The organism is Adlercreutzia sp. CNCM I-6215 (assembly GCF_977072315.1).
In genome coordinates, this window is sequence record NZ_CDRVMA010000011.1 from 38,769 (window position 1) to 62,235 (window position 23,467).

20 protein-coding genes are annotated in these 23,467 nt (G+C 63.1%); 8 read left to right on the forward strand and 12 right to left on the reverse strand.

What is annotated here, in order from left to right:
- Positions 1-86 precede the first annotated feature (86 nt).
- Positions 87-224: a hypothetical protein gene (locus ACW4LP_RS09035; protein WP_009608915.1), complete on the forward strand. Its 138-nt coding sequence runs from the start codon at positions 87-89 to the stop codon at positions 222-224.
- A gap of 51 nt (positions 225-275) precedes the next feature.
- Here ACW4LP_RS09035 and ACW4LP_RS09040 read toward each other — a convergent pair whose 3' ends face one another.
- The 4 genes from ACW4LP_RS09040 to ACW4LP_RS09055 form a co-directional block, all read right to left on the reverse strand.
- Complete coding sequence (locus ACW4LP_RS09040) at positions 276-2,567, reverse strand: SpaA isopeptide-forming pilin-related protein (protein WP_009305537.1); 2,292 nt, start codon at positions 2,565-2,567, stop codon at positions 276-278.
- A gap of 93 nt (positions 2,568-2,660) precedes the next feature.
- Positions 2,661-3,452: a class B sortase gene (locus ACW4LP_RS09045; RefSeq protein ID WP_009305538.1), complete on the reverse strand. Its 792-nt coding sequence runs from the start codon at positions 3,450-3,452 to the stop codon at positions 2,661-2,663.
- Positions 3,453-3,677: 225 nt separating this feature from the next.
- Entirely contained in the window at positions 3,678-4,616 is a 939-nt protein-coding gene (locus tag ACW4LP_RS09050) for a ParB/RepB/Spo0J family partition protein (protein WP_455803741.1), read from the reverse strand.
- The gene (locus ACW4LP_RS09055) at positions 4,570-5,397 is read right to left on the reverse strand and encodes a ParA family protein (RefSeq protein ID WP_009305540.1); all 828 of its coding nucleotides are present in this window, start codon (positions 5,395-5,397) and stop codon (positions 4,570-4,572) included. The genes ACW4LP_RS09050 and ACW4LP_RS09055 overlap by 47 nt, the downstream gene beginning before the upstream one ends.
- Positions 5,398-5,996: 599 nt before the next feature.
- Here ACW4LP_RS09055 and ACW4LP_RS09060 point away from each other — a divergent pair.
- From ACW4LP_RS09060 to ACW4LP_RS09070, 3 genes are all read left to right on the forward strand, one after another.
- Complete coding sequence (locus ACW4LP_RS09060) at positions 5,997-6,413, forward strand: hypothetical protein (protein ID WP_278980878.1); 417 nt, start codon at positions 5,997-5,999, stop codon at positions 6,411-6,413.
- 67 nt (positions 6,414-6,480) lie between these two features.
- Positions 6,481-7,395: a nitroreductase family protein gene (locus tag ACW4LP_RS09065; protein ID WP_455803742.1), complete on the forward strand. Its 915-nt coding sequence runs from the start codon at positions 6,481-6,483 to the stop codon at positions 7,393-7,395.
- A gap of 315 nt (positions 7,396-7,710) precedes the next feature.
- A complete protein-coding gene (locus ACW4LP_RS09070; protein WP_022738111.1) occupies positions 7,711-8,943 on the forward strand; it encodes an aminotransferase-like domain-containing protein in 1,233 nt (410 codons plus the stop codon).
- Positions 8,944-9,154: 211 nt separating this feature from the next.
- Here the strand turns inward: ACW4LP_RS09070 and ACW4LP_RS09075 are convergent, their stop codons facing one another.
- The 8 genes from ACW4LP_RS09075 to ACW4LP_RS09110 all read right to left on the reverse strand — a co-directional run bounded on the left by ACW4LP_RS09075 (position 9,155) and on the right by ACW4LP_RS09110 (position 18,731).
- Positions 9,155-10,270 carry a helix-turn-helix transcriptional regulator gene (locus tag ACW4LP_RS09075; RefSeq protein WP_278981551.1) on the reverse strand — a complete coding sequence of 372 codons (1,116 nt, stop codon included), beginning with the start codon at positions 10,268-10,270 and terminating at the stop codon, positions 9,155-9,157.
- Between the two features lie 216 nt (positions 10,271-10,486).
- On the reverse strand, positions 10,487-11,023 hold the full coding sequence (locus tag ACW4LP_RS09080; protein ID WP_455803743.1) for a phosphatase PAP2 family protein: 537 nt from the start codon (positions 11,021-11,023) through the stop codon (positions 10,487-10,489).
- Between the two features lie 54 nt (positions 11,024-11,077).
- Complete coding sequence (locus tag ACW4LP_RS09085; RefSeq protein ID WP_161128218.1) at positions 11,078-12,151, reverse strand: LPXTG cell wall anchor domain-containing protein; 1,074 nt, start codon at positions 12,149-12,151, stop codon at positions 11,078-11,080.
- Between the two features lie 345 nt (positions 12,152-12,496).
- On the reverse strand, positions 12,497-13,651 hold the full coding sequence (locus ACW4LP_RS09090; protein WP_161128217.1) for a hypothetical protein: 1,155 nt from the start codon (positions 13,649-13,651) through the stop codon (positions 12,497-12,499).
- A gap of 155 nt (positions 13,652-13,806) precedes the next feature.
- Positions 13,807-15,282 carry an MBOAT family O-acyltransferase gene (locus tag ACW4LP_RS09095; RefSeq protein WP_455803744.1) on the reverse strand — a complete coding sequence of 492 codons (1,476 nt, stop codon included), beginning with the start codon at positions 15,280-15,282 and terminating at the stop codon, positions 13,807-13,809.
- Positions 15,283-15,501: 219 nt separating this feature from the next.
- Positions 15,502-15,747 carry a phosphopantetheine-binding protein gene (locus tag ACW4LP_RS09100; RefSeq protein ID WP_161128215.1) on the reverse strand — a complete coding sequence of 82 codons (246 nt, stop codon included), beginning with the start codon at positions 15,745-15,747 and terminating at the stop codon, positions 15,502-15,504.
- 174 nt (positions 15,748-15,921) lie between these two features.
- Positions 15,922-17,160, reverse strand: a complete 1,239-nt coding sequence (locus tag ACW4LP_RS09105) for a diaminopimelate decarboxylase family protein (protein WP_161128214.1) — start codon at positions 17,158-17,160, stop codon at positions 15,922-15,924.
- A complete protein-coding gene (locus ACW4LP_RS09110) occupies positions 17,157-18,731 on the reverse strand; it encodes an amino acid adenylation domain-containing protein (RefSeq protein ID WP_161128213.1) in 1,575 nt (524 codons plus the stop codon). The genes ACW4LP_RS09105 and ACW4LP_RS09110 overlap by 4 nt, the downstream gene beginning before the upstream one ends.
- A gap of 233 nt (positions 18,732-18,964) precedes the next feature.
- On the opposite strand from ACW4LP_RS09110, the gene ACW4LP_RS09115 reads away from it, so the two are divergent.
- The 4 genes from ACW4LP_RS09115 (at position 18,965) to proC (ending at position 23,408) form a co-directional block, all read left to right on the forward strand.
- Entirely contained in the window at positions 18,965-19,426 is a 462-nt protein-coding gene (locus ACW4LP_RS09115; protein ID WP_161128212.1) for a pyridoxamine 5'-phosphate oxidase family protein, read from the forward strand.
- Between the two features lie 238 nt (positions 19,427-19,664).
- On the forward strand, positions 19,665-20,570 hold the full coding sequence (locus ACW4LP_RS09120; RefSeq protein ID WP_041714237.1) for an acetamidase/formamidase family protein: 906 nt from the start codon (positions 19,665-19,667) through the stop codon (positions 20,568-20,570).
- Between the two features lie 286 nt (positions 20,571-20,856).
- Positions 20,857-22,260: an APC family permease gene (locus tag ACW4LP_RS09125; protein WP_022738089.1), complete on the forward strand. Its 1,404-nt coding sequence runs from the start codon at positions 20,857-20,859 to the stop codon at positions 22,258-22,260.
- A 311-nt stretch (positions 22,261-22,571) separates the two neighbouring features.
- Entirely contained in the window at positions 22,572-23,408 is an 837-nt protein-coding gene (gene proC, locus ACW4LP_RS09130) for a pyrroline-5-carboxylate reductase (RefSeq protein ID WP_161128155.1), read from the forward strand.
- Positions 23,409-23,467 lie beyond the last annotated feature (59 nt).

The following is a 23,467-nucleotide window of genomic DNA, read 5'->3' on the forward strand; positions in this document are numbered from 1 at the left end:
AGCTTCGTAGGTTCGCTCGCAGGCGTGATTTCCCGCGGGCCCCTTGGTTAGAATCGGCCAAATCCTCCAATAGACGGGAGTTTTTCATGAGGAAGCTGCTCGCCCTGCTCAGGCTGGTGGCCGCCGTTTTCGCTCTGGCGGCTGCCGCCTACGTTTGCCTCGTCGTTTTCGGCGTTTTCTCGGCTCTCGACAGCGCGACCTCCGGGTATTCCATCTACCGCTAGCCGGCAGGTGGCGAATGGCCCTCGCGGGCCGCCCGCCCGCCGCGCGCGTTCTCATCGGATCTCGGGGATTTCGCGCTCGCCGAGTTCTTCGGCGTCCTTCTCGCGGCACCGCTTCATAGCGACGGCAAGGCATCCGAAGCCGGCCGCCGCGATGGCGGCCGAGACGGCGGCCAAGGGCGCGAGGTTCACGCCGGTCTTGTCGAAGGGCTCGCCCCCTTCGACTGCGGGCGCAGGGGTCGCCTCGTCCTCCATGGTCACTGTCTGAACGTCGCCCGTGGCCTCGACCTCGAATTCAACGTCCTCCGCCAGCTCATAGCCCTCGGGCGCGCTTTCCTCGTGCAAGGTGTACGTTCCCGGCGCGAGCTTCTCTATGCGGTGGGGCTCTTCGGCGGAAACCCACTCCTCCACCACGGCGCCCTCGGCGTCGAGCACCTGCATGGCCGCCCCGGAAAGCGGCGCGCCCGTTTCCGCGTCCACCTTCTCGGCATCGACCTTGGTGAAGTCGTCCTCCATGGTCACCTTCTGGGAAACCTGGCCGGACACCACCTCGAAATCCACGCTGTTTGCGACCAGGTAGCCCTCGGGGGCGATCTCCTCGCGCAGGGTGTAGGAGCCCTCGTCGAGCACGATCTCGTGCGGCTCTTCCCCGGACACCCATTCGTCCACCACGTTGCCTTCGGCGTCGGTCACTTGGAGCGTGGCGCCCGGAAGCTCCTCGCCCGTCACGATGTCGGCTTTGGAGATGGAGACGTGCGGCTTGTCCGAGTTCACCAGCGTCCCGAGGTCGATGGTCGCGCCGTCTCGGTACACGCTCACCTCGAACGCGGGGATGAGTTCCCGGTCGGCGTTCGCCTCGCAGGGCTGCTCTTCCACGATGTAGGCGTCATACGGCAGCGCGCCCAAGGCGTCGTCGGGCTCCCCGCCGCCGAACCACACGCCGGACTCCGCCGTGCCGCCGTTGGTGTCGGCGGTGTGGGGGTTCCACGACGCGGCGGTGGATGCGCAGCCGTTGGCGTCGGTGACGATGGTGTGGCTTTCTCCAGTGGTGGCGCTGGTGACGAGGAACGGCACGCCGGCCATGCGGCCTTGGTCGCCCTCGCCGACCTTCACGAGTTTCAAGTCGCCTCGGATGACCTGCTCAGTGAGCTCGTCGGCCACCTCGTGTTCGAAAACGGGCGATTCGCTGCCCGCCATGTCCGCTGTGACGGTTATCTCGTGGGCCTCGGGGTCGGGCAGGTAGCCGGCGGGCGCTTTCGTCTCCTTGATGGTCACGGTGCCGAGGGGGATGCCCTCGAAAGCCAGCTTCGAGTTCTCCACGACGCCCTTCGCGGTCACGTATTCGCCGCCGTGAAGGTAGGTGGCCTCGTACTCCGCGCCGTCGAGAGATGCGGCTCCCTGTGGCTCGGGCAGCAAGGTTTCGGCGTCTTTCTTGATGAGCGTGAGATTCACCGTGACGGGGGCGTCTTGCGCGTTCACGTGAACGTTGCCGCCGGCGACCGTCACGTGGAACTCCTCCTGGGAAAGCGCGTAGCCCGCTGGCGCGCTGATCTCGCGCACGACGTAGTCGCCGTTGGGCAGCTTCTCGGAGGTCTGCCCGTGGCCGCTCTCGTCGGTGGTGAACTGCGCCACGAGGCTTCCGCCCTGGTAGACGCCGTAGACCGCGCCGGCGAGCGTGTACTCGCCGTTGCCGGCCGTCACCGACGCATCGGCGCTCGTCTTGTCGAGCGTGACGAAGCCGCCCTCGGACAGCCCCCTGTACACGGCGAAGCTGGCGTAGGTCTTGCCGTGCCCGCCGTCGATGCCCCACATGTAGTCGAATCGCACGTTGCAGGTGCCGAAGTGTTCGCTCCATGCGTGATAGACCGTTGCGCCTTCGCCCGCGATGGCGCAGTGCACGGTGGCACCCGACGCGTTGGAGAACACGATGACGTCGCCCGGCTTCACGGTTCCCGCCGCGAACGCGGCGTTGTAGTCATCCGCCGACGAGCCGCGGAACGTCTCGTGCGCGGCGCAGAACGCCGCGATGGCGTCCGTTCCGCAGTTGCCGGGGCTTCCGCCGGGCCAGCTCAGCCCGTAGACGTTGGCGATGACCCAGCCGACGAACCCCGAGCAATCCCAGCCCGAGGTGCCTTTGCCTCCCCAGACGTAGGGCGTGCCCATCAGGTCTTCTATGCCGCCTTTCACTTCCTCCCAAGTGGCGTCGCTGAGCGAGCCGTCTGCCGCGTATGCCGCTTGGCTGCGCGAAGGAAGCCCCGCGAACACCGCCGCCGCGACGAGGAGGGCCGCGAGCATGCAGCGGATTATCTTGCCCGCAGCGCGGCCGTTGGTTGCCTGTGCTTTCATGTTCTTCTCCTTGCGTTGTCGTTTTCTGCGTTTGCGTGCCGGACGTTCGGATCGCCCTTACATTCCGTGCTCCCTTCTCTCGCTTTGAGGCCGTCAGCTTTCCGCGGGCTGCGCGTACACGAGCGTCCTCTCGTTCGCGTAGGTCGTGTACGAGCAGGTCACGAACGTGAACAGCTGCGAAGCGTTTTCGTCGTTCGATATGCGCACGTCGCACTCCTCGAAGCGTTGCGCGTACCAGGCGCGCATCTCGTCGGCGGATGAGAAGTCCGTCCGCTTGGCGTTTTCGCTGCCGTCGATCACGTCCACCGCCGACACGGAAAGCTCCATGGCCCCGTTGGGAGTTTGCAGCTCGATGGTCGGATGCGAGCGCGCGAACGCCTCGTCCGAGTAGCGCGCGAAGTCAGCGAACATCGCCACGAATCCGCCGCCCATGTTGTGACCGAACACCACCGCGCTCATGCCGCCCACGCCGTCGCACGCCGCGTCCACGTAGGGGCATCCGTAGGGGTTCCACGAGCGGTAGATGTCGTGGCTCAGGTAGTAATCGGGGTCGCCGCCCGGCGCCTGCACGACGGCGTAGTCGATGGCGGTGCCATCGACGCTCACCCACGCGACGATCGCGGGGTTCACAACCCGCCAGTAATCCCAATCGACCCCTTCGGCATCTGCCGCGGTGGGCGATTCGTTCGAAGCCATTGCGGAAACCGCTGCCGCTGACAGGCTTCCGAACGGCTGCCCCCTGGGGTTGGGCACCACCGACGCGGCGCTTCCGGCGGTCGATGCCTGGAAGGCGGCCATCGCCCCGCAGAGGGCGAGCAGCAGGATCCCGGCGAGAAGCCAGCCCGCCGCCCTCCGCCTCGGTCGCTTGTGGTCGGCTTCGCTCATTGGCTGCCCCCTTCCAAAACCGAAGGCGGCCCCGCAGAGCCGCCTTCGGTTTTCGTTTCTCTCCGGTATGAGGTTTTATTTCCGGCAAGGTTGGTTGCCATCCCCTTCTTCGGCTGGTAATCCCCGGAAGGGGGTGGGGTGTGGGGAGGGGGAAACCCGGAAAACGCCCTGGTTGCAACATATGCTGGATCAGGGCGCACGTCCCCCTTGGCCTGTCGGTGGGCCTCAGCGCTCGCGGGCGCGCTTCCTCTCGTGGCGCTCTAAGAGCTCGAGCGCCTTGACTATGCGGGCCTCCACGGCCTCCCTGCTCGTGCCGGGCTTGAAGAAACGCTCTATCTTCTCGCGGGGGATGCGGAACTGTTCCACCTGGTTGGGTTTGCGCTCGCCCATGATGGACGCCATGGCTTCTCGCGACAGCGCGCCCTGCTCCGAGAGCCTGCGCATCCTGATCGCCTGGACGTGGGACGGCGTGCACGCCTCCATCCCCATGGCGTCGAGCAGGTCGTCCTGCTCCCTTTCGGACAGATAGCTGATCTCCACGGCGGGGCGCATGGCCATCGACCCGCCGTCCACCATGTCGAGCAGATCGGGGTTGAGGTGCGTGAGGCGGACGTAGCGCTGTACTTGGCTTTTGCTCTCCCCCGATTGTTCCGCCACAATGTCGCGCGAGCGTGCGTTGGCCAACTTGTGCCCCACTGGGGCACAAGTCAAGTCGGAGCGGTACCCCTGCCGGCTCAGAGCGTCGATTTTCATCTTGTAGGCGAACGCTTTCTCGCTCGGCAACACGTTCTCGCGCTGGATGTTCGCGTCCACCATCGCGATGACCGCCTCGTCGTAGGTCATCTCCCGAACCACGGCGGGAAGGGCCTCCAGCCCCGCCATCTCGGCGGCGCGCTTGCGCCTGTGGCCGCTCACCATCTCGTAGCGCCCGTTCTCCTTCGGCCTCACGAGCGCGGGCACGAGCACGCCGAATCTGGAAACGCTCTCGGCCATGTCGCGCAAGGCGTCGTCATCGACGCGGAAGGGATGGTCCGGGAAGGGATCTATCATGTAGAGGGGGATGACCCCCACTTTCTCGCAGCCCACCTCGTCGCGCTCGGCCTGCGTGGTGAACAGGTCATCGAGCGACGGCAGGTCGATGGGTATCGCGCTTTCTCTGGGCATCTTCGAGCACCTCCTCCGCCAGCTTCGCGTAGGCCGCCGCGACGGGGCTTTTCGCGTCGTGTTGGAAGATGCTCTTTCCGTAGGCGCTCGTCTCCGCAGCCCTCACCGCCAAGGGCACGGTGGCGCCGAACACGCGCAGCGTCTTCCCGTAGCCTTCGCGCAGCGAGGCCTCGATCTGCTTGGCGAGGTTCGTCCTGCCGTCAACGAGCGTCAGCAGCACGCCCTCGATTTCCAAGTGTGGGTTGATCTGCCGCTTCACGCGCCCTATCGTCTTGACGAGCTGGGTCATGCCCTTCGCGGGAAGATACTGCGCCTGCACGGGCACGATGACGGAATCGGCGGCGGCCAACGCGTTGACGGCGAGCATGCCGAGGGACGGCATGCAGTCTATGAGGGCGTAGTCGTAGCCGCGCTTGGCCTCGTCGAGCCATGCTTTGAGCGTTCGCTCGCGGTTCATGGCGGTGACGAGCGCCACCTCTGTGCCCGACAGCTCGATGTTCGCGGGCATCAGGTCAACGCCCTCGGGGTGCTTCAATATCCCGGCATCGGGTTCCAGCGGCTCGTCGCGGGCGACCGCCTCCAAATGGGTCGCCAACGTGGTTTCCAGCTCGTCGGGATTGCGCCAGCCGAGCGATGCGGTGAGGTCGCCCTGCGGGTCGGCATCTATTAGCAGAACGCGCTTCCCGCTCATGGCGAGCGCCACGCCGAGGCTTGCGGCGGTGGTCGTCTTGCCCGTGCCGCCTTTCTGATTTGCTATCGCTACGACTTTGCACCTGCTCATAGGCGGTCTCCAATGGTTCGCAGGGCAGGTAGCGACGATGCGGCCACGAAACGAACACAAACGAAGCCCCTGTTGCATGGTCCGGCGGGGTCGAGAATGCGCACGTTCGTCAAAAGTTCGTCAAAAACGCGCGTTTCTCCTGTTTCCCGAACGGATGGAAAAACAAAGGCGTGTCGAAAAGTACGCCTTTGAACTGGTTTTTTGTGATTGTCTGTTTTGTGAGTTTCCTGAAAAATCGGGCGTGAAATTGATTGGGAAGCTTGGGCCTTACCACTTGGCGACGCCCGCATGCGTGAAGGGAATTATAGCGCACCTTTTCCCATTCGAGAAGAAACACATATTTCGACATGGTTGATCGGTCTTCCCGCAGAGGACGCAGAGGGCGGCTTTAGTCACCCCCCCCCGACCCCAGACGTAGCCACTATCGGAACACGAGGGCGGACTAAAGTCCGCCCCTACGGGGTTTCGACGGCCCAGCAATAAAGCCTTCTCAGCAGCACGATATCAAGAGATGTTGCAGTTATGCCAGTTTGATAATTGTTTCATGCAACCATTTGTGCCCATGATAAGGTGCCTGTCGAACAGCCAAGGAGGCACCTATGAGCAACTTCTTCCAAAATCTGCCGTATAAGTTGGCGAACTTCATGGCGGGGCGCAACGGGCCGGATGCGCTGGCGCGCGCGTCGCTGTGGATGGGCGTGCTGTTCACGTTCCTGGAAATCGTCACCGGCCTGGGCATTTGCTCGCTTATCGGCATGGTGTTCCTGTTGTACTTCATGTTCCGCTGCTTCTCGCGCAATATTGCCGCCCGCGCTCGGGAAAACGCCCGCTACATCGCACTCACGGCCAAACCACGCGCTGCCTGGGCTCGTTTCAACACGCGGTGGGATCAGCGCAAGACGACCAAGTTCCTGAAGTGCCCGCAGTGCGGCCAGTCGCTTTCGGTGCCCAAGGGCAAGGGCACGCTGAAGATCACGTGCCCGAAGTGCCGCAACCAGTTCACGACGAAGTCGTAGAGAGCCAATCCTCAGGCTAAAATGCCAGCGGACTCATATCTTCGCGAACACTTGAGAAAGGAATCGCATGGACGGGAAAGCTATTCACCGGTGCCTGCATGTGCTGGATTTGGAGAAGTCGATCGCGTTTTACGAGAAGGCGCTCGGCATGACCGAGATTCGCCGCATGGGGCCCGAGGACGGCTCGTGGACCAACGTGTTCATGGGCAGCGACGCCTCGGGCTTCCAATTGGAACTCACCTGGAACCGCGGGCGCACCGAGCCCTACGACAATGGCGGCCGCGACTCGCACCTGGCCTTCATCGTGGACGACTACGAAGCGGCCCGCGCATTGCATGAGGAGATGGGCTGCATTTGCCACGTGAACGAGGCCATGGGGCTGTACTTCATCGAAGACCCCGACGGCTGCTGGCTGGAAATTCTGCCGAATAAGGCCGAGTTCGCGCCCCAGGCCGGCGTGGACGTGCTGGACGCCATGGCGCGCCGCCGCAGCCTGCGCCGCTATTCCGGCGAGCCGGTGCCGCAAGCGCTGCTCGACCGCATTCTGGAGGCGGCGCTGCGCTCGGCATCGGGGCGCTCGCGGCGGCCGTGGGAACTCATCGTCGTGCGCGACCGAGCCATGCTGGACGATCTGGCCGAATGCCGCGAGCAGGGCGCGGGCATGCTCACCGGAGCCGACGCGGCCATCGTCGTGGTGGCCGACCCGACACTCGCCGACACCTGGGTGGAGGACTGCTCCATCGTCATGGCGAACATGCAGCTGGAGGCGGCAGCCTCGGGTGTGGGCAGCTGCTGGATTCAGGGCCGTCTGCGCCAGGCGGCCGACGGACGCTCGACCCACGAGTTCGTCGCGAACCTCCTGAAAGTGCCGGCTCCTTACCAGCTGGAGGCCATCCTCTCCCTCGGCATGCCCGAAGTCGAAGCCCCGCGCCGCCCCTTCGACGAAGCGCTGCCGGGGAAGGTGCATTGGGAGACGTTCTAGGATCCCAAGCCCATGCCGAGGCGGAAGTGAGCCCACTCCTTCGAGGGATTACGTTTGCATGGCAAATAGATGGCTTCTGTCGACGCTTCATGCTTTGTCTTTTATGAGGAGCCAAGGAGCATGCGTTCGCTGACTCGGGCGGTGAAGGCGTGATCGGCGAGGACGGCGGTGAAGCTGCCCTAAGCGGAGCACTTCTACACGTAAGCCGAAATAATGGTTGCACGCGGACCGGTTCGTGGAAAAATGGAAGAGCAGATTAGTCAACGAACGCAACGCCATCGACGAAGCGCTTTCAACCGAGCGGAGGCAACAACCATGACCAACGAGACCATCGCGACCGAAACCACCGAGACCGTCGGGGAATTCCCCATCGACGAGCTTCTGTCTGACGGCATCACCAACACGCCGCCGTCGTTCGTGCGCGCCATTCTGGCCGCCGCGTCCGATCCTGCGGTGACCTCCTTCGCCGGCGGCCTGCCGAACCCCATTTCCTTCCCACAGGAAAAGCTGCTGGAATCGATGCAGCGCGTGGTGGCCGAGCGCGGCCCGGAGGCCTTCCAGTACTCCGTCACCGCCGGCGTGCCCGAGCTGCGCGCCTGGATCGCCGAGCGCTACAACCACCGCTTCGGCACCGACTACACCGAAGAGGACGTGCTCGTGACCACCGGCTCGCAGCAGGTGCTCGATCTGCTCGGCAAGGTGCTGCTGGACAAGGGCGACGGCGTCATCGTGGAAAAGCCCACGTACCTGGCTGCCATCCAGGCGTTCGCGCTGCAGCAGCCCGTCTTCCGCGAGGTGGAGCTGACCGAAGAGGGCCTGAACATCGACGAGCTGAACGCGGCGCTCGATGCCGGCGCGAAGATGATCTACCTCATCCCGAACTTCCAGAATCCCACGGGCCTCACCTACACCGCCGAGAATCGCGAGCAGGTGCGCGAGGTGCTGGCCGGCCGCAACATCGTGGTAGTGGAGGACGACCCCTACGGCGAGCTGCGCTTCGAGGGCGACTCGCTGCCCTACATCGGCGGCACCGCGCTGCCCCACGGCGTGATCATGGGTTCGTTCTCGAAGACGGTCACCCCCGGCTTCCGCATGGGGTACCTGCTCACGAAGGATCACGACCTGCTGAAGGCGCTCAACACCGCCAAGGAGGCCGCCGACCTGCACACCAACGTGTTCGCTCAGTTCGTGGTGCTCGACTACCTGCGTCACAATGACCTGGACGAGCACCTGGTGAAGATCCGCGAGCTGTACCGCACCCAGGCCCGCGCGATGACCGACGCCATGGCCGAGTTCTTCCCCGCCGAGGTAAGCTTCACCAAGCCCGAGGGCGGCATGTTCCTCTGGGCGACGCTGCCCGAGGGCATTTCCACCATGGAGTTGTTCCCGAAGGCGCTTGAGCGCAACGTGGCCTTCGTGCCGGGCGACCCGTTCTACCCCGAGCCGGGCGCGCGCTCCACCATGCGCTTGAACTTCACCAACGCCGACGAGGAGACCATCCGCGACGGCATCCAGCGCCTGGGCGAAGTCATCGCCGCCGCGCTGTAAACCGTTTCGAAGGGGCACTCGCAGCTCATTCGTTTTCCGTATCTTCCGTAGGGGGCGACCTTGGTCGCCCCTTTTTTTGTCATGCGAGCAAAACGCGCTCGGAAGGGCTGACCGAGGCCAGCCCCTACGTTGGGGACTGGGAGGGCAGGCCGAGGTCAGCCCCTACAGTGGGATGCGCGATAGGGGGGGGATGCAGCGGGGAACGCGAGCTCTATCGGCTCGGTTGATCCTTCACGAAGGAGCCGACCGCGATGGCAGCCACAGCGCACAGCAGGCCGCCGATGGCCCACGCGAGCCAGAAGTACGGCGTCTCGTACTCGGGCACGAACAGCATGACCAAGCCGGCAATGGTCGCGACGATCATGATGCAGGCGCACAAGCCGCTGGTAAGCTGATCCTTGCGGCGCTTGCGCTCGATACGGGCGCGGGCGCGCTCGATCTCCTCATCGGACGCCTCGGACACGCCGAGCAGCGCGCAGATCTGCTCGTCGGTGTACATCGCGCGCAGGGCCGCCGCGTCGGAGTTCGCAATGACTTTACCCTCGTCGCTTTCAGCAATCGCCTGCTCGCGCGCATCGTTGTAGTTGGCGATGTTCAGCCGGCCGAGCATCATGGAACCGTATACGATGCACCACACGCCGACCGCAATGAGCCCCATCATGAGCGCGGCCGCCTCGGTCTGAACAAATTCGCTCAAGGAGTCGGTCAAAGCCGTAAGCACGATGCCCGTAAAAACGAGCGCAATGCCCGCTACAAGCAGCCACGCGAAAAGACGCTGGGTGCGCTGACGATCTTCCACCGTGTAGAAATCCTGGATGAAGGGGTGGCTACGCTGAAACTCCGTATGTTGAAAAGCAGCTGTTACGATAAGGCCGAGACCGACGGCGATGCCCGCGAACAGGGGGATGAGGCTCGCGCCCGCAAGAGAGGGCGCTGTCGCCTCGGCCCAACCGGCCACGGCCATGAGAAGCGCCACACCGATGAGAATAGCGAACACGCCCCAGGCGATCTTCCATGCGAAGGCGCGCATGTGCTCGTCGTAGCCGCACACATCTTGGGGCGGCCCACCGGCGGCCTCGCGCAGAACGGCGGCGCGCGCTTGCACAGCGGCCGTGGGCACGCCGGTCGTCAGATCGCCCTGCACAAGGTCGTCCAACGTCACGTCGAATATCTGGCACAGCTTCAACAGCTTGTCCATTTCGGGATAGGACTTCTCGGCCTCCCATTTCGTGACGGACTGACGGCTGACGCCAAGCATGAGGGCCAGCTGCTCCTGGGTCATCGCATGGGTAGCGCGAAGATGCTGAAGATTGTCGCGGAAGCTCATGATGGGCCTACTTTCTTTAAAGGAGGGAAGGCGTTCGGCGTCGGATCCCAGGTGCCGCAGAAGCCCGCGCCGTCAGTCGTCGCCTTCCCCAAAGGACAAGTTCGGTTGATCAACAACGACCACTTTACCTGTCACTCAGGGTGCATTCTACCAACTTTCGGCATCAATTTTCGCAACGAGCAGGCGCCTTTTGGTTGCAAACCCCAGGTCAAGCCTTTAGAGCAGCACCGCCAGAAAAGCAGCAAGCGCACCCGTGGCAGAGCCGATGAAGGCGCCGGCAACAACGTCGCGCGGAAAGTGCACGCCGCCGAGAACGCGGCAAACCGCGAGCGCACCGGCCGCGACCAGCAGCACGACGGCAATGGGCGAGCTGGCCGCAAACCAACTTGCCGCGATGGCGAAGGCCGAGAAGGCATGACGGCTCGGGAACGACTTGCCCGCGCCATCGCGAGCAATGAGCGGCGCGATGGAGCAGCACTCGTAGGGCCGCGGCGCATTGAACCGCCTCCGGAAGAAACTCACTGCGGCGAACGCCACGGCGGTGACGCCGACGAGGGGAGCCAGCTTCCACGGATCGCTCACGCAGGCCCACCCGAGCAACAGCGCATAGGCCCCGTAGAACACCACCACGATGCCGTGGTTGACGATGTTGAGCGCCCGAACAACGCCAGGGCGGCCCCGCAGGGGAGCCGCCCATTGCTCATAGCGTTGCTCGTAATGTTGCTCGCAGCGCGCCTGATTCGTCACCGTCATCATTGCTTCCTCTTAGAAGATTGCCTCCCAGAGTGTACAACGAAGAAACGCACGCTAACGGCGAATCTTGCGAAACGCCATGGCGGCCCCAACGGCGGCAACGCCGCTCACGAGAAGGATCACGGCGAACACCAGGCCCTTCTCATCGCCCGTCTGGGGAAGCGTCAGCACGCCGTCTTTGGAAGCGGCCTCCGCTTCGGCATGATTGGCATTCCCCGCCGCAGCCTCGTCGATCACCTGGGTGCCCTGGCTGCCGCCATTGGAAGTCGCCCCCGTGTTCGGCTTGCTCGCATCCGAACTGCCACTCGAGGAGCCACCTGGCGTGCCCGGTGTATTGCTCCCATCGTCCGCGTCACCGTTCGAGGGCCCGTCGGGCGTCACGTCCGGCGTTCCCGGCGTTTCGGGCGTTTCGGGAGCATCAGGCGTCTCGCCCGCACCCGGACCGTCGGGCGTATCCGCCGATTCGGTTCCCACTTCAATCTCATCGGGCCGCACGACAGGGCGCGTGTAGACGAGATTGATCTCATTTTTCGAAGAGTCCATGTTCACAAACACGTCCTCGGGGTAGCTGCCCACATAGGCCAAGCCGTCAACGGGCTCGGTCGCCTCGGCCAGCTCGTCGCCCGTTAGAACATCGGCGAACAGCTCGTTGCTACGTACCTCGCTGCCCATCTTCGTGAACCCGACCGTATGATCGCCGATCGTCTCGACCACCGTGTGGCTGTACAGCGGCATCGAAGCCGTGGCATCCAGCAAAGACGCCTCGTAGTAGTTCACCGTCACATCGCTGGACTGGCGGAAGTAATTCAGCCGAATGGCGTTCTTCGACGGATCTTCCGACACGGTCAGCTCGCGCGGCCAGCCATCGAAGAAGGCGAATCCGGGAGTGGTGCCCACGTGATCCCATGCCTTCACCACGTCGCCCGGCTTCAAGCCCTCCACCGTCGTGGTGCCGAGCAGACGCGTACCGGTCAGCTCAGGAACGCCCCAATCTTCGAGCGTCGGGTCGTCGTAGTGCACGAGCTCGAAATGGTAGATGGTGACCGTTTGCGTCGCCTCCTCATCGGCCATCGCCGGAAGCGGTGCCGCAGCAAGGGCAAGGGCGAGAACGCCGGCCATCACCGGCACGCTAAGGCGACCTTTCAGCGCAGCACAAGATCGCGAAGCAAAAGTAAGCAGCGTTTTCACGTGAAATCTCATTTCAATCGGGGCCGGCTCGTCACCGGCATTCGTGGTTCCATCAATGTCTAGTATATTGCTAGACTTTCATAGCAACTGTACCAAAAGGGGGATAGGCATTCAACCACATATCCCCTAGAAAAGAGCGGAAACGATCCCGTTCCATAAGTTAAACATTGATGACTTTTTCACGTTGAATTTGCCGCAGCGCACCTCGAGGGCCGCTTCAGAAACGTGCGGCAAAGGGCGTGCCTGAGGGCAGAGAATCCCTCCAACCGCCCCCGTTCGCTTCCCCTACCCCTCCAGGGGCAAGGTGGCGCGCAAATCGCTGCCAAGGGGTGCCAAGCACGTCGCATTGAAATGCTCGGCTTCCTCAATCTGGCGCTCGTAGGCGCGCACGGCACGATCCCAATGATGGTAGGTATCGCCGACGTCGGCGCGATGATCCTGCAAGCCGTAGCGATCGCGCAGGATATCCGCCACTGCGCGGGAGGCTTTCGTGGCCCCGTAGTAGTTCAAATGATCCCCGTAGTCGCGCGTGTCGGTGTCCCAGTCGATGGCCACCTCATCGTCGCCCGTATTCAAGTCGATCCAATCGATGCCCAGCTCCTCGGCCACCTTCACCATGCCGTTGTGGCGCGCCTGAGACCAGTTCTTCGTGGAAGGCGTCGCGATGAGCACCATCTGAGCACCGTCGGCGTGACAGGCGTCAGCCATCTGGCGCAACACGGTCATCGTAAGCTCGGGCACCTCCTGCACCCGCTCGTCAGAAGCCATATACTTCGAGGCATCCGCCGGCCGTATTCCCCACTTCAGACGGAAGCCCTTCATGTCGTCGACCCAGGTGTTCTCCGGCGCGGCAACGAAGTCCTCCGGAGTGAGCGCCTTCCATCGATCGTGACGCTCAAAGATGGGGAAGGCGTCCTTCACGGCCGTTTTAACGAGCTTCTGCTCGTCGAAGGGTCGAAAAAGCGAGTTGCCCTCAATCATGACCACCTTCGGATTCTGCACCGCGAGCGCCCGGTTGAGCAGCGACTTCGAATAGGTGAGGTACTGCTTGCCAATGGCGCAGGTGTAGGAGGGAATGCCCGCGTCCTTCCAAATTTCCACAGGGGAAAGCGCACTGTAGGTTTCCGAGTCGCCGATGAACAGCGCATCCAGAGAGTTCTCCGGCTCGCCGAGAAAGGCCTCGGCGGCCTGGTGCGCCGCGTTCAGGCCTCCCACGCCGCCGTTGTTCTTCGGCTCGAAGACGCGCGACGCCCCGTACAGCACGAGAAGGCCCACCATCGCGAAGGCCAGAAGCGCGCCGGCGCTGCGAGCAAGCGAGCGCACACGGCTGCGCCCAAGAGGGGTCGCGGCGGCGGGAACGTCCACCTCTTCCATAGGGGTAATAGGAGCCGCCGCCGTGTCCGACGCTATGAGGTTTTCCGTATCGCGTTTCTCTTCCATCGTCTTCCTCGTTCAATCGTACCTAACAGCAGGACTTCCCTTTCCCGTAGGGGGCGACCTTGGTCGCCCCTCCTCAAGCGGATAACCTCACCTGAGGAGGGCAGACCAAGGTCTGCCCCTACGGAGAACAACCTTCGAGGTGGCCCTTCTGCGCATTAGAACTGGGCGTACATCGGATCCACGGGAGCGTAGGCCGTGCCGTAAGCCCCGAAGATGATTACCGCCAAGAACAGCGCGTACCACACGGCCCAGCGCGCCGGGATCCTCCACGTGCCCACCGTGTCGCAGATAGCGATTCCGCGCTCGCGCAGAATGTCAACCACCAGCAAGAGAGCGGTGAATGCTATCACAACGCCGAAATCGTGCATATCCATGCTGATGCCGCTCGACACAATGCCCAGAAGGGTTCCGTCGGTCAGGGTCGCCGGCACGAAATCGGTGAACATGGCACCGCACATGGCGAGCCCCGCATCGAGCCCCTCGGCGCGGAAGAACAGCTCGCCCACCACGATGATCACGAGCGTACGCGCAATCTGGAACGCGCGATAGCCCACAGACTCGCGACTGATGTGCAGCCGCTCGGCCAGACGGGCCGCCGTCGGATCGATGAGGCTGCCGGCCACAATGAGCACGAAGTAGTACATACCGAAGAAGATGTACTGCGAGCCCGCACCGTGCCACAGGCCGTTGCCGAGCCATACGCACAAAAGAGCTGCCGACGAGGCGAGCAGCGGCCCGTAGCGGTTGCCGAAACGTTTGCGCGCCTTGCTCGTCAGCTTCTTCATCGGTTTGGAAAGCGAGACGGGGTAGTAAATGTAGTCGCGCAGCCAAGTGCCCAAAGTGATGTGCCAGCGCTGCCAGAATCCCGAGGCGGTGCGCGAGAAGAACGGCTGGCGGAAGTTCTCGGGCAGACTTATGCCGAAGATGCGGCTCATGCCGAGGGCTACGTCCATGGTGCCGGAGAAGTCGCAGTACAACTGCAGGGTATAGAGCACCGCCGCCACGGCAATCACCGTACCGTCGTAGGAGGTGTAGTCGGCGAACACCGGCTTCACGAAGGCATTCAGGCGGTCGGCGACGATCATCTTCTTCGCCAGGCCCCACAGCATCCGCAAGCTGCCCGCATACAAGTTCGGCCGCGTCACCGGCTCGCCGGCCAGAAGGGCGTCAGCCGTCTGGCCGTAACGGCAAATGGGTCCCTCCATAATCTGAGGGAAGTAGCCGAGGAACAGCGCCACACGGCCCAGATTGCGATCGGGGGCCACCGTGCCGCGGAACACATCGATCAGGTAGGAGCCGGCCATCAGGGTGTAGAACGAGATGCCGATAGGGGCGGCCCAGACGGGCAGCTCCAGATTCAGCGGGATGCCCACCGCCGCGCAAGCGCCGTCGATGATGGAGCCGAAGAAGGCCAAGTACTTGAAAGCGGCCAGAAGCCCGAAGTTCACAACGAGGCCCGCCGCCAACACGAGCTTCATCTTCCGGGCGTAGCGGGCGCGGATCTCGCGCTTGCCGGACTTGACGGCTTTCACAGCAGCATCGCGCTGGCGGATGAGCGCGCCCAACCCCAAGCCGGTGAGGTAGATGGACAGCGTGGATACCCACAGCGCCAAGATAAGCGTGCGCGACAACCAGAAGAAAACACGTAGCTGGCAATAAGCAGCACCACCCAGCGGGTACGGCGCGGGGCAACAGCGTACAGCACTACGACGACGGGAAGAAACGCCGCCAGAAATATGAAGGAGAAATATGAGGTCATAGGTCTTTTCGGTCGGAAACGTTCGGCAATGCGAGACGAGTCGGGACGAAGCGGGGCTCGCTCAGCTGGGACTCGTCGAGATCAGTCGGGGCTAGTCGAGCTGATCTTCCACGAGGCGCTTGACCATAGCGGTGAGGCCGTCCACGGAGTTGAAGTTCTCTACGACCACTTCCACGGCGGGAATGGTGATGTCGAAGGCGTCCTCCAGCTCGGCCACGAGCGCCACGATGGTCAGCGAGTCCAGCACGCGGTCGTCCACGAGCGTCGTGCAGCCTTCCACCTCGGCTCCAGGAGCCAGTTCGTCCAGAATATCCAGGATGGTCTCGCGCTCTTCCATAATGGTCCTTTCTCGTCGGGCGCTTTTACTTATGGTTATAGCCGCTTCGCTTTCGCGAACAGGGTCTTGCTTGGGAGGGCTGACCAAGGTCAGCCCCTACGGGGGAATAAAGCTAGTCGCCCTCCTCCGTAGGGGGCGACCTTGGTCGCCCCTCAGTTCCGAATCACGGGTGCTTTACGGAACAACGGCTGGAGTGTTCAAGGGGTCGGTGCGGGTATGGGGGCGGGCCAGGTGGGTCGTCCCGGTCTCGTCCGCCAGCACAATGGCGGGGAGCTCACGGGACAGCAGCAGCGACACGCCCTCGGTCATGCAGTAGGCGCCGGCACGCTCGAAGGCGAGCACGCGGTCCGGATGCATATCGCGCACCGGCAGCGACTTCACGAGGATGTCGTTGGTGGTGCAGAGCGACCCGCAGATCGTCCAAGATTCGGCGCTCGCCTCGGCGTCGTCAATCGCCGCTGCGGGAGACACCGCCTCGCACCGCTTCCCGTTGCCGTCGGTTTCTTCCAGAAAACGCACCGGGGGCTGCTTCATGGCCATGGCACCGCCGTAATAGGTGAGGTGGTGAATGCCGCCGTCGACAATGGCGTAGTTCACCTTTTGGTTCGTCTTCGCGTCGACGACCGTCGTGAGGTACGTGCCGCAGCACGCGGTAAGACCGCGGCCGATTTCCAGTGTGAGCGGGCCCTGGAAGGCCATGGCGTCCAGCTTGTCGCCCAGCTGCTCGAGGAACGCCCGCTCGGCGGCCGGGTCGGGCGCGTCGAAGTAATCGACGGGAAGGCCAGGGCCGTATTCGAACTCGCGGCAGACGAACCCGCAGGTCTCTTCCAGCTCGGCCATGAGCGCATCGGCGCGGGCCAGCTCGCGTTCCACCCGGCGAAGCGAGGTCTTCTGCGTACCGGAGAATTGCTGCAAGCCGCGAACATCGATCCACGCATCATCACGGGCAGCGGCCACAAGAGCGCGGATATCGTCGGCATCCATCCCGAACTGGCTTCCGCAGGTAAGTCGCAGCAACACCGGCAAGCGACGGCCGGCCTCCTGAGCGAGGCGGCGCAGCAGCTCGAACTGAGCGAGCGATTCCACGGTGTAGCGGTGGATATCGCCGAAGGACAGCGCGTGGCGCACCATGGCCTCGTCTTTGTACACGCCCGAAAGAACGATTTCCTCCGGGGCCGTACCGCAGGCCTCGCAAATGTTCAGCTCGCCCGGCGAGCACACCTCCAACCGATGCACGTAGGGCCGGATGATAGGAAGCGCGAAGGGATTCGCCTTGATAGCGAGGCAGAGCTCGGCCCGCGCCGGCAGACATTCCCGCAAAAGCGTCACACGATCGCGCAACGCCGTCTGCTCGAACAGGTAGAGCGGCGTGCCGTATTCGCGGGCGAGGGTCATCAACTGGGTATCGTTCATAGGTCTTTCTCCCGCTTCTTCGTCCGGGCGCGGCGACGGGCGGCAGCCTCGCGGCTCAGCGCCAGCAGCGCGGCGCGATCCACCTTCCCGTTCTTGGTGAGCGGCATCGCCTCGATGGGCAGGATCTTCGTGGGCATCATGAAGGGCGGCAGCGTCTCCAAGGCGTGCGCCCGCAGCGAAGCCGCGTCGGCTGTACCTTCGTAGAATGCGATGAGGCGCTTCTTCTCCTTGTCGTAGACGCAACGGCAGCGCGTCACGCCGGGCACCGCCTCTATGGCCAGATCCACTTCCTCTAGTTCCACCCGATGCCCTTGGTGCTTGATCTGGTTGTCCTTGCGGCCGCGGTAGAACAACTCCCCCGACTCGCTGTAAGCGCCCAAATCGCCCGTGCGGTAAACGCGGTCGGGGAACCGGCGATGGAGCGGATTCTGAGTGAACACCGCTGCCGTGCGCTCCTCGTCGCCCACATACCCCAAGGCGAGCGACACGCCGCGCACGAGGATCTCTCCCGTCACGCCAGGCTCGGTCACCAGGGAGCCATCCTCGCCGACGAGCAGCACCTGGCGGTTCGGGAAGGCGACCCCGAGGGGGATTCCCTCACCATAGGCGCGATCGCGATCGATGATGTGGTAGAGGCAGTTGCAGGTGACCTCGGTGGGACCGTAGAGGTTCACGAAGACGGCCTCGGGCAGGTGATCCATCCACGTGCGCAAATGGTCGACGGGCATAACCTCGCCGCTGAACATGACCCGGCGCACCGATGAGAGCGTCTGCCCCTCAAGCCCGTGCAGGCTCGTGATGAGACAAAGCGCTGCCACCGCCCAGGTCATGATCGTGACTTGCTTCTTTTCCAAATAGGACACCAGCGCGGCGGGCTGGGAGAACAGCGCGCGCGGCACCACCACCAGCGTGCAACCGCAGGCCAAGGCGCCGTAGATGTCCTTCACCGACACATCGAAATCGAAGGGAGCCTGGTTGGCCACGCGATCGGTTTCCTCGAAACCGAACAAGCGCACGAAGTCGTCGATGAAATCGATGATCGCGCGATGGCTGACGGCAACGCCTTTGGGTGTGCCGGTAGAGCCAGAGGTGAACAGCACGTACGCGGGATCGGAATCGATAACACCCGCGCGGGCGCACGCAAGCAGCGCCTCGTCCACGGGGTGACTAAGAAGATCTTCGGCGAGAAGAACCTTCGACAACCCGGTGCTTTCGTCGACTTTCTCGGCCGTATCGAGCGTGAGTTCATCGGCAATAACGAGCGGATCCTGCAAGACCCCGACGATGCGCGCCAATCGCTCAGCGGGCACCTGCGGATCCACGGGGACGTAAAATCCGCCCGCGCACAGCGCGCCGAACATGACGCTGAGCGCATCGATGCCCTTTTCCATATAAACGACCACCGCCCGGTGACGCGCGCCTAACTCCGCCAACGCGCTTCCCACCTTGCGGGTCCGTAGGTACAGTTGTCCATAGGTGCAGCTCCCTCCCTCGTCGATCACCGCGCAACGCCCAGAATGTCGCGCCGCATCGTCTTCAAGGTAGGAGAGCACACTTCTTCGCAAAGCCATGTGCGTATCCCCTTTGATGTCACCAGCCTCAGCCACTCTAGCACGTTCTGCGTAACTGAGAAGATTTCTTCATAAACGATTTTCTTAAGTTTCTGCAAAGTGTTTGCAGAAGGCCCGCATTCTCTCTGTTTTCACGTGGAACATGGCACATTCCCACTCGGCGAGCGGCACGCGCTATAATGCGGGCAGCATCCGCCGATGCGGAATCCACCGACCCGAAGAAAGGGGCTTCCATGCGCAGGAAAGACCGCGAGCAGAGCGAGGAGTTCGGTTGGAGCGTGCTTGAGACGTGCCCCTACGCCGTGCTTTCAACCACCGATGACGAAGGGTTGCCCTACGGCATTCCCGTGTCCCCCGCCGTGCTCGATGGCGTCATCTACTTCCATTCCGCCAAGCACGGCACGAAATCGAAGCTTTTACGCAAGCACCCTGATGTGTGCCTCGTCGGCGTGCGCGATGTGGTGCCGCTGCCCGAGGCGTACTCCACCGAGTACGCCAGCGCCGTGGTGCGCGGCACCGTCGCCGAGGTGACCGACGATGCCGAGCGCATTGCCGCCCTGCGGGCCGTCGCCGAGCGCTACGCCGCCGAGAACCTCGAGCATTTCGAGGCCGCCCTGGCTGAGGAGCTATCACGCACGCTCGTGTGGAAGATCACCCCGACCGAGATAACCGCGAAGGCCCGCCTGCACGAGTAGGCCCTGCGCCCCCTCCGTAAGGGCTGACCTTGGTCAGCCCTCATCAGGAGAGACGAGCGAGCTTGAGGAGGGGCGATCAAGGTCGCCCCCTACGGACTATTCCTGCGATCAAGGGCACTCCCCCTAGGGGAACAAAACAAGAAGATACGGCGTGGGTTGCGGTTTGACTCAGGCGGGGTATGATGGAACCGGCGCGCGAAAAGAGCAGCGCGCCGTCGCGCAAGCAGAGGAGGAAACCGTGCAAATCATCGAAGACAAGGTGTACGCGTTCTCGAAGGACAACCCGCCATGCTACACCGCCCAGCCGGGCGAGGTGCTGCAATTCAACACGCTCGATTGCTTCTCGGGCCGCCTGACCGACGAGACGGTCACTATGAAGGACATGGACTTCTCCTACAACATCACCAACCCCGCCGCCGGCCCGGTGTACGTGGAAGGGGCCGAGGTGGGCGACGTGCTTGTCGTGGACATCTACGACATTCAGGTGGCCGACGAGGGCACCATCGCCACTGACGACCATTGCGGGCCTCTGTTCGAGGGCACCGACTACCGCACGAAGAAGATCAAGATCGAGGGAGGCATGGCCGACTTCAACGGCGTGCGCTTCCCCATCAACCCCATGATCGGCGTCATCGGCACCGCGCCCGCTGAGGGCGCGCCCGCCGACGGTTTCGTGGGCAACTACGGCGGCAACATGGACAACAAGCTCATCACCAAGGGTACGCGTCTGTATTTCCCCGTGCGCGTTCCCGGCGCGCTTCTGCAGATGGGCGACGTGCACGCCACCATGGGCGACGCCGAACTGTGCGGCACCGGCATCGAGATTGCCGCGCAGATCACCGTCCGCGTGAACGTGCTGAAGAACTTCGAGCTGAACTGGCCGGTGCTGGAGACGTTCGGCCCGGCGGGCAAGTGGTACGTGAACGCCAGTGCCCAGGAGTACAACGAGGCGCTCGTGTGCGCATCTAAGGAGATGCAGCGCCTGCTCATGAACATCACCGGCTGGGATGCCGTGGAAACCTACATGTACATGTCGGTGCAGTCCGACGTGGAGATCAGCCAGGGCTGTAAGCCCTGCGAGGTGCAACTGTCCCTGCGCATCGGCACCCCGAAGCTGACCGAGTTCCCGCCGCTGGTGGGGTAGGCGTTCCCCTGCCCGCGCCGCAGCGCCGCCGCAGCGCCCCGCGCCGCCGTCACCGCCGTCGCCGCTTTGCTCGAGAAGCCGCTTGGGAAGGCGGCTTCTTTTTGGTCTCTGCACCTTCTCCCTTGGCGGAATACGGGCCGCTTACGCTTCATAATGCTGTGCAAAATGGTAAACTATGGCCGCGCAAAAGCGCAGGAAAGGGGAATCGCCCGACCCGTGTTGGGAGGGATCACGGGCCGCACGATTCACGAGGAGAAGACTTGGAAGGGATAGAGAGGAGACGTCTATGTCACAACCCATCCAAGAGCCGACTATCGGCCTCGGCGAGGACATCGAGGCGTTCGGCTACAAGCAGGAGCTGAGGCGCGGCCTTCAGCTTCACGACGTCGTTCTGTACGGCGTTTTGTTCATGGTGCTCATCGCACCGCAGTCCATCTGGGGATCGCTGCAGGTTGATTCCGGTGGCCTGACCCCGCTCGTGTACATCATCGGATTCGTTGCCATCAGCTTCACGGCCCTGAGCTACGCCGCGATGTCCAGCAAGTTTCCCATCGCGGGTTCGGTGTACTCCTACGTGCAGCGCGCCATCAACCCGCATGTGGGCTTCATGTCCGGTTGGCTCATCTTGCTGGACTACATCCTGGTGCCCTCGCTTCTGCTGGTCATGGTCGCTAACTGGGGAACCACCCTCGTGCCCGGCTCTCCCTGGTGGCTTTGGGTGGTCGTGTTCATCGCTTTCAACACGTTTGTGAACGTGCGTGGCATCACCATGTCGAAGGGCGTTGACTGGATCATCTTCGCCGTGGAGATCCTGGCGCTCATCGTGTTCATCGCTGTGGGCTGTATGTATGTCTCCGGCGGCGGCGGCTACGGCGAGTTCTCCACCGAGCCGTTCTACAAACCCGGCGAGGTTGACCTCCACTTTGTGGCCACGGCCGTATCCCTGGCCTGCCTGTCGTTCCTCGGTTTCGACGGCATGTCCACCCTGGCCGAGGAAACCTATAAGCCCGAGAAGAACATCGGCAAGGGCATCCTCATCGCGCTGTGCATCATGATCGTCGTGTTCGTGGCTCAGACTTATGTGGCCGCGCTCATTCTTCCCGACTGGGCGAACACCGATCCCGACATGGGCTTCTTCGACGCCTGCTACGCTGCCGGCGGTCTGCTGCTGCAGAACTTCATGCTGGTCATCAACATCGTCGCCATCGGCATCGCCAACATCATGAATGCCCAGATCGCCTCTTCGCGTCTGCTGTTCTCCATGGGCCGCGACGGTGTGCTGCCCCGCGTGCTCGGCAAGGTGCATCCCAAGTACCAGACCCCCTGGGTGGCCGCTATCTTCCTGGGCGCGTTCTCGCTGGTCCTCACTCTGACCGCCGGCCAGTTCGGCGGCATGACGGTGCTCGCCCCCATGGTCAACTTCGGCGCGCTGGCCTCCTTCATCGTTTTGAACTTCGGCGTGTTCTGGTACTTCTGGTGCAAGGAAAAGCAGCGCGGCGGAAAGGCCGTTCTGCGCTACCTCATCTGCCCCTGGATTGGCATCCTTATCCTGATCTACGTGTTCACCGGCTTCGATCTACTCACCTATGGCGTGGGCGTCAGCTGGTTCATCGTGGGCCTCATCATTGCCGCAGTCATTTCTAAGGGCTTCAAGGAAGTGCCCGACGCCTTCAAGAACCTGGAAGTGTAGGCGCCGTTCCTGCAGATCCAGCAACTTTGCCCGCCGTAGCGCACGGCATCTTTCGAGCCCCCGACAACGTTGGGGGCTCTTCTTGTATACTAGATTCAGCCTCGAAACTCCCATCTATTTCCGATGAGCTGACCAGGGGGTTCTTTACATTTTCCCAGGTCAAATAAGTAAATAAAAATCGGAAATAGATGGGAGTTTCGAGGGACGAACAAGAAATAGATGGGGGTTTTGAGAGAACTCAATACCTCTGGACGCGCGAAATGATGGAATCAGTTTGCTGGTCCTTGCGGAAAGGAAAGGGGAGGATTCCCATGAAGATCGGTTTCATCGGATTAGGAAACATGGCCACAGCCATTATCGGAGGCCTGCTGCGCGAGGACACAACGCTCAGCAGCGAAGACGGCAACGTGACTGTGATCACCGCCGCCAACATCATCGGCTCGGCCAAGACCGAGGCCACGCGGCAGAAGCGCGCCGAACAATTCGGCATCGCCGTCACCGCCAGCAATCGCGAGGTTGCCGAAGCGGCCGATGTGCTGGTGCTCGCTGTGAAGCCCCAGTTCTTTCCTGAAGTGATCGCCGAGATCCGCGACGCAGTGAGCGAAAACACCCTGGTTATCTCCATCGCCGCCGGTCTCACACTCGAGCGCATCGCGGGCCTTTTCGACCGCGATGTTACCGCCATGCGGCTCATTCGCTGCATGCCGAACACCCCGGCCCTCGTGAACGCCGGGTGCACCGCCGTCGTACCGGGGCCCGGGGCGACGGAGGCCGACGAAGCTCTCTGCCTACGGCTCATGGAAAGCTTCGGCCGGGCCATCGTCATTCCCGAACGGCTGATGGATGCCGCAAGCGCCACGGCCGGCTCCTCCCCCGCCTTCGTCTTCATGTTCATCGAGGCCCTGGCCGATGGCGCCGTGGCCGCCGGGATGCCCCGCGCGCAAGCGTACGAATTCGCCGCGGCGGCCGTCGCCGGATCGGCCCAACTCGTGCTGGAAACCGGACGCCATCCGGGCGACCTGAAGGATATGGTCTGCTCTCCGGGCGGCACCACCATCGAGGGCGTGCGGGCCTTGGAAGAAGGCGCTTTCCGCGCATCGGTCATGAATGCCATCTCAGCCTGCGTGGAAAAGGCGAAAGCCCTCTAGCCACCGTTCAAGCCGTGCAGACTGCGTGGAATTGCGTAGCAGCCCAGGAACAGTTCGGC